Origin of the sequence: Celeribacter baekdonensis, assembly GCF_900102315.1 — a bacterium.
GTDB lineage: Bacteria > Pseudomonadota > Alphaproteobacteria > Rhodobacterales > Rhodobacteraceae > Celeribacter > Celeribacter baekdonensis.
In genome coordinates, this window is sequence record NZ_FNBL01000003.1 from 398,340 (window position 1) to 404,967 (window position 6,628).

Below are 6,628 nucleotides of genomic sequence, written 5' to 3' on the forward strand. Positions count from 1 at the left end.
CAAGGAGACGGAACAGATGAGTGAGATGACGGAGCTCAAACGCACACCGCTTTATGATTTTCATGTCGAACAGGGCGGCAAAATGGTGCCCTTTGCGGGCTATGACATGCCGGTGCAATATCCGCTGGGCGTGATGAAAGAGCATTTGCACACGCGCGCTGAGGCGGGGCTTTTCGATGTCTCGCATATGGGGCAGGTGATGTTGACCTCGCCTGAGGGCATTGAGGCGCTGGGTTTGGCGCTTGAGACGCTTGTGCCTGTCGATGTTTTGGCGGTGAAGCCGGGGCGGCAGCGCTATGGTGTTTTTACCAATGACGCAGGCGGCATTTTGGACGATCTGATGATTTCCAACACCGGCGACGCGCTGTTCCTTGTGGTCAATGCCGCCTGTAAACAGGACGACATCATTCATCTGAGTGCGCATTTGCCCGATCATGTCACAGTGACGGAGATCACGGATCGTGCACTTTTGGCGCTTCAAGGCCCGAAAGCCGCGGCTGTTCTTGCACAAATCGTGCCGCAGGTGGCTGAAATGCGGTTCATGGACTCGCTGCGCATTGCCGTGGGCGGTTCCGAGTGGTGGATTTCGCGTTCGGGTTACACCGGCGAAGACGGGTTTGAGATGTCCGTGCCTGCGGGTGAGGCGGTTGATTTTGCAAAGACATTGGTCGCGATGGATGAGGTCGAACTCATCGGTCTTGGCGCGCGCGACAGCCTGCGACTTGAGGCCGGGCTGTGTCTCTATGGTCATGACATCGACGCCACCACCTCTCCTGTTGAGGGCAATATCGCTTGGGCGATGCAAAAAGCGCGCCGTGTGGGGGGCGCACGCGAAGGCGGTTTCCCCGGCGCGGATCGTATCCTGCGCGAGCTTACGGATGGGGCGGTCAAAATGCGGGTCGGGCTTTTGCCGCAAGGCCGTGCGCCGATGCGTGACGGCACACCGTTGTTTGCCACCAGCGAGAGCGCGGATCAGATCGGCGTGATCACCTCCGGCGGCTTTGGCCCCTCGGTGGAGCGCCCCATCGCGATGGGCTACCTGCCCGCAGAGTTCACAAAAACCGGCACCGAAATCTATGCGGAATTGCGCGGCAAACGGCTGCCCGTTACGGTCGCGGATATGCCGTTCCGGCCTTCCACTTACAAACGCTAAATTGATCAAAGGGACACTCCCACATGGCACTTGAAACCAAATTCACCGAAGAACACGAATGGCTGCGCATCGAGGACGATTTGGTCGTCGTTGGCATCACCGAACATGCCGCCACGCAATTGGGCGATGTCGTGTTCATCGAGCTGCCGGATGAGGGCACCGTGGTGTCGAAAGACGACGAAGTGGTGGTGATCGAGTCCGTGAAAGCGGCCTCCGACATTCTCGCGCCTTTGGACGGCGAGATCGTTGAGGTCAACGAAGCGCTGGCCAATGATCCGGGCAAAGTCAACGAAGACCCGTTGGGCGACGCGTGGTTTTTCAAGATGAAGATCGAAGATCTGTCTGAGCTCGACGACTACATGTCCGAAGCTGAATACAAAACCTATATCGGCTGAGGAGCATCAGGCGTGGCCTATACCCCATCGACGTACAACCCCTATGATTTTGCCAACCGCCGTCACATCGGCCCCTCGCCTGACGAGATGGACGCGATGTTGGCGGTGATCGGCGCGCCCTCTTTGGATGCGCTGATTGACGAGACGGTGCCCATGGGCATTCGGCAGATGGAGCCTTTGAACTGGGCACCGATGACCGAACATGAGGTTTTGGGCCACATTCGCAAAGTGGCGAAACAGAACGTGGTGATGACCTCGCTCATCGGTCAGGGGTTTTACGGGACGGTCACGCCGCCCGCCATTCAGCGCAATATTTTGGAAAATCCGGCGTGGTATACCGCCTATACGCCCTATCAGCCGGAGATCGCGCAGGGGCGTCTTGAGGCGCTGTTGAATTTCCAAACCATGGTGTCCGATATGACCGGATTGCCGGTCGCCAACGCATCCTTGTTGGACGAAGCCACCGCCTGTGCCGAGGCGATGACCATGGCGCAGCGTATCTCAAAGTCAAAAATGACGCGGTTTTTTGTGGATGAAAATTGCCATCCGCAAAACATTGCGGTGATGCAGACCCGCGCCGCGCCTCTGGGCATCGAGATCATTTTGGGTGACCCGCGCGATCTGGACCCAGCCAAAGTCTTTGGCGCGATTTTCCAATATCCGGGCACCTATGGTGAGGTCACGGATTTCACGCCACAGATCAAAGCCCTGCATGAGGTCAAAGCCGTGGCGATCATGGCGACCGATTTGATGGCGCTGACGCTGCTGAAAGACCCCGGCGCGATGGATGCCGATATTGCGGTTGGTTCGGCGCAACGCTTTGGCGTGCCGATGGGCTTTGGCGGTCCACACGCGGCCTTTATGTCCTGCAAGGATGAGATGAAGCGCGCCATGCCGGGGCGGATTGTTGGCGTCTCTGTGGACGCAAGCGGCAACCGTGCTTATCGCCTGTCGCTTCAGACCCGCGAACAACATATCCGGCGTGAAAAGGCGACGTCGAATGTCTGTACCGCGCAGGCTTTGCTGGCGGTGATGGCCTCCTTTTATGCGGTGTTTCACGGCCCTGTGGGCCTACGCGCCATTGGCGAAATGATCCATTTCAACGCGGTGCGTTTGGCCGAGGGCCTCACATCCGCCGGTTTCAAAATCGCCCCTGCGGCGTTTTATGACACGTTCACGGTGGAGGTCGGCGCGATGCAGGGCGTGATCCTGCGTTCGGCCATGGCCGAAGGGATCAACCTGCGCAAAGTGGGCACGGATAAGATCGGCATTTCGGTTGACGAGTTGACCACGCCCGAAATCATCGCCCAAGTCTGGCGCGCTTTTGGGTCTGAGGCGGCGGTGCCGGGCGGCTTTCCGGGGCTGGGGTTCCCGGAAAAAATGCTGCGCAAAAGCGCCTATCTGACCCATCCGATTTTCGGCATGAACCGGGCCGAGGGCGAAATGATGCGTTATATGCGGCGTCTGGCGGATCGGGATTTGGCGCTGGATCGCGCGATGATCCCGCTGGGCTCTTGCACGATGAAGCTCAACGCCGCCGTGGAAATGATGCCGATCACATGGCCGGAATTCAACGCGATTCACCCCTTTGCTCCCGAAGATCAATCCGAAGGCTATGCCTTTATGATCAAAGACTTGGCGGATAAACTTTGTGACATCACCGGCTATGACGCCATGTCGATGCAGCCCAATTCCGGCGCGCAGGGCGAATATGCCGGGCTGTTGACGATCATGGCCTATCACCGCGCCAACGGGCAGGGCGGGCGTAACATTTGCCTCATTCCGATGTCCGCACATGGCACCAACCCGGCCTCGGCCCAGATGGTCGGCCTCAAGGTGGTGGTGGTGAACACGGCGGCCAATGGCGATATTGATCTTGAGGATTTCCGCTCCAAAGCCGAGGCTGCGGGCGACAAACTGGCCGCTTGCATGATCACCTATCCGTCGACCCATGGCGTGTTCGAGGAGACGGTGAAAGAGGTCTGCCAGATCACCCATGATCGCGGTGGACAGGTCTATCTTGATGGCGCGAACCTCAATGCGCTGGTGGGCTTGGCCAAACCCGGCGACATTGGTTCGGATGTCAGCCACCTCAACCTGCACAAAACCTTCTGTATCCCGCATGGCGGCGGTGGTCCGGGCATGGGGCCGATTGGCGTCAAGGCGCATTTGGAACGGTTCTTGCCGGGTCATCCTGAAACGGGCGGCGAGACCGGTCCGGTGTCGGCCGCACCTTATGGCTCGGCCTCGATCCTGCCGATCTCATGGGCGTACTGCATGCTCATGGGCGGGGCAGGGCTGACGCAGGCGACCAAGGTGGCGATTTTGAACGCCAACTACATCGCGGCGCGTTTGGATGCGGCGTTTCCGGTGCTCTACAAGGGCAAACAGGGCCGCGTGGCACATGAATGCATCGTCGATCCGCGCGGGTTTGAAAAGCCGACAGGCGTGACAGTGGATGACATCGCCAAGCGTCTGGTCGACAGCGGATTTCACGCGCCGACCATGTCGTTCCCGGTGCCCGGCACGCTGATGATCGAACCGACCGAGTCAGAGACCAAAGCCGAGTTGGATCGGTTTTGCGAGGCGATGCTGTCGATCCGTTCCGAGATTGCACAGATTGAAAATGGCGAGCTGCCGCAGGACAACAACCCACTCAAACATGCACCGCATACGGTCAATGATCTGGTCGCCGAGTGGGATCGGCCCTATTCGCGCGAACAGGGCTGTTTCCCGCCGGGATCGTTTCGGGTCGACAAATATTGGCCGCCTGTGGGCCGGGTCGACAACGCCTATGGCGACCGCAATCTGATTTGCCTTTGCCCGCCGCCGGAGCATTATATCGAAGCGGCAGAATGATCATTTGCGCCGTGGGAGGTCGTCCAGATCAAAGGACACCCCCTGCGGCGCAAGCCAGGCGTTAAAACGGGTGATTTTTTCGTCCAATGAACAGGTCTTTGCCTGTGTCTCCATCTCTTTGGCGTAGGCATCGCGCAACTGTGCCTGAACCTCGGGCGGCAGGGTTTTGAATGGTATCATTTTGACCTCTTGAACAGGGCAGGGGCAGGATACATATATTCCTTAACTGGAATGTGAAAAGCCCGAATATGAAAAGGAGGCCATCATGGCCACGACCTTGCAAAAAGATGCTGTCAAACTCGCTTGTGCCACCTGTGGTCAGGTCAACCGTGTGCCAACCGACAAACTCAGCGCCGGCCCGAAATGCGGCACCTGTGGCGAGCCGTTGATGTCCGGGAAAGTGGCGGAACTGGACCCGAAAGGCCTGACAGCGCTGTCGAAAAAAGATGACCTGCCGGTCTTGGTGGATTTTTGGGCGCCGTGGTGTGGCCCCTGCCGGATGATGGCTCCCGAGTTTGCGAAAGCAGCGCAGGAGCTGAAAGGCCGTGCGCGTTTTGCCAAGATCAACACCGAAGAGCACCCAACCGTGTCGATGAAAAACGGTATTCGGGGCATTCCGGCGCTGATCCTGTACCAAGGTGGCAAAGAGGTGGCCCGCATTGCAGGGGCTCGTCCGGCGCGTGATATTGTGGCCTTTGTGATGGAAAACGGCAAGCTTCCGGCGTGACGGCTGGCGAGAGGATGGCGTGACAGTCTGGCGCAGAACCCCCTCCCATGCCTGTCTTGACTTTGACATGGGAGGGGGTCAAAAATCGTGCCATATGGGGTTGTAGCTCAGTTGGGAGAGCGCGTCGTTCGCAATGACGAGGTCGTCGGTTCGATCCCGATCAACTCCACCAAAATCTCGTTGTTGTCATTGGACCATAAGAGTGCATATTTGGAGCATAAACGTGCATCTCAATGTCAAGAAAATTCTAAAACACAAAATGTAGTGTCTGTTGTGCACCAACTCTGTCGGTCCAGAACGCTTCCACATTCCCCCGAAAGGTCTCTGATGTCGGAAAACCGCTATGGTGTGATCTCTGGACTGCGACGTGCAGAGGATCGGAAGGCCGTCGTTGCACGGCTTGAAGCAGAAGGCATTCCGGCAGACCGGATTCTCACGACCGAGCCGGAAGAACCAAATGCGCCGCCCGACTGGCTCCGCAATCTGAGCGCAAACGCGGAACTGATTGCTCCGTCTCTTTGCGACCTTAACCTCTCAACGCAAGGAATTGCAGCCACTGTGGAAGCCGCGCGGGAAGCTGGTATTCATATCCGCTGCCTCGATGAGGCGTTTGATAGCCGGGACGGTTGGCAGTCTCAAATCGGCACCATGCTGACAGCCCTCAATCGCCTCGACCGCAAAGGCTTCTCTGACCGCACCAAGATAGCACTGCAAGAGGCCAAAGCCCGAGGTCAGCGCTTGGGGCGCAAGCCGAGCATGACAGACCTGCGAAAAGCCGTCGCCATCCAAATGATCGAGGCCGGGTACAAAGGGACCAAAATATGGAAAACCCTCGCGGTTCTGGAAGGCCCGCCGATCAGCCAATCGGCTTATTACCTCTGGCAGAAAGCATGGTTGGCTGTGAGGGAGTGATCAGACGCGAAGGGCGGATTGTGTTGAAAAACTCTGCCACGACACCTGATAGGCAATTTTTGTAGGAAAATATTCTGAAGGCGTTGCAAAGCAGCCGAAAACACGGCGCTTGGCACGTGAATTTGGAACACTGTTCTGCATTTCGGAGAGCGCAGAGAGCCTCAGGGACTTTTTCAACAGTATGGGCGGAAAGGGTGAATTCGCTGCACCTGCGAAGACACACTGTCAAACACATCAAAGCGGATGAGGTGGGTGGCTCCTGCTCCACCGGCATCGAATGTGCCAAAGTGCAGTTATCAATGACTGCTAGGAAAGGAGCCACCCAATGACAGTTAAGACAGTAGGCCTTGATCTGGCCAAGGATGTTTTTCAGGTTCACGGCATTTCGGAGAATGGTCGGGTCATCTTCAATAGGGCCATAAAGCGGGCGAAGCTGCTTGCCTTCTTTGAGACGCTGCCGCCCTGTTTGGTCGGCATGGAGGCGTGTGGATCGTCCCACCATTGGGGTCGCCAGCTGCGCAAATTGGGACACGAGGTGAAACTCATGCCCGCCGGATACGTCAAACCCTACGTGAAGCGCGG

Annotated in this window: 6 protein-coding genes, 1 tRNA gene and 1 pseudogene; 7 read left to right on the top strand and 1 reads right to left on the bottom strand. The window is 57.7% G+C overall.

Annotated elements, in window-relative coordinates:
* The first annotated feature begins 16 nt into the window (after positions 1-16).
* From gcvT to gcvP, 3 genes are read left to right on the top strand one after another with little or no spacing between them, the layout of a single operon-like run.
* Positions 17-1,153, top strand: coding sequence for a glycine cleavage system aminomethyltransferase GcvT (gcvT, locus tag BLT54_RS08470; RefSeq protein WP_483862386.1), 1,137 nt, complete (start codon positions 17-19; stop codon positions 1,151-1,153).
* Positions 1,154-1,176: 23 nt separating this feature from the next.
* Positions 1,177-1,548 (top strand): glycine cleavage system protein GcvH, encoded by a 372-nt coding sequence (gene gcvH / locus BLT54_RS08475; protein WP_009573862.1) that lies wholly within the window; start codon positions 1,177-1,179, stop codon positions 1,546-1,548.
* 12 nt (positions 1,549-1,560) lie between these two features.
* Positions 1,561-4,407: an aminomethyl-transferring glycine dehydrogenase gene (gcvP, locus tag BLT54_RS08480; RefSeq protein WP_074643464.1), complete on the top strand. Its 2,847-nt coding sequence runs from the start codon at positions 1,561-1,563 to the stop codon at positions 4,405-4,407.
* Here gcvP and BLT54_RS08485 read toward each other — a convergent pair whose 3' ends face one another.
* A complete protein-coding gene (locus BLT54_RS08485; RefSeq protein WP_074643467.1) occupies positions 4,408-4,587 on the bottom strand; it encodes a hypothetical protein in 180 nt (59 codons plus the stop codon).
* Between the two features lie 85 nt (positions 4,588-4,672).
* Between BLT54_RS08485 and trxC the strand changes: the two genes are divergently transcribed.
* The 4 genes and pseudogenes from trxC to BLT54_RS08505 all read left to right on the top strand — a co-directional run.
* The gene (gene trxC / locus BLT54_RS08490) at positions 4,673-5,134 is read left to right on the top strand and encodes a thioredoxin TrxC (protein WP_074643470.1); all 462 of its coding nucleotides are present in this window, start codon (positions 4,673-4,675) and stop codon (positions 5,132-5,134) included.
* A gap of 96 nt (positions 5,135-5,230) precedes the next feature.
* Positions 5,231-5,306: transfer RNA gene (locus tag BLT54_RS08495), tRNA-Ala, on the top strand.
* A 155-nt stretch (positions 5,307-5,461) separates the two neighbouring features.
* Positions 5,462-6,046 carry a recombinase family protein gene (locus BLT54_RS08500; RefSeq protein WP_074643473.1) on the top strand — a complete coding sequence of 195 codons (585 nt, stop codon included), beginning with the start codon at positions 5,462-5,464 and terminating at the stop codon, positions 6,044-6,046.
* A gap of 325 nt (positions 6,047-6,371) precedes the next feature.
* A pseudogene (locus tag BLT54_RS08505) lies at positions 6,372-6,628 on the top strand (IS110 family transposase); the annotation flags it as partial.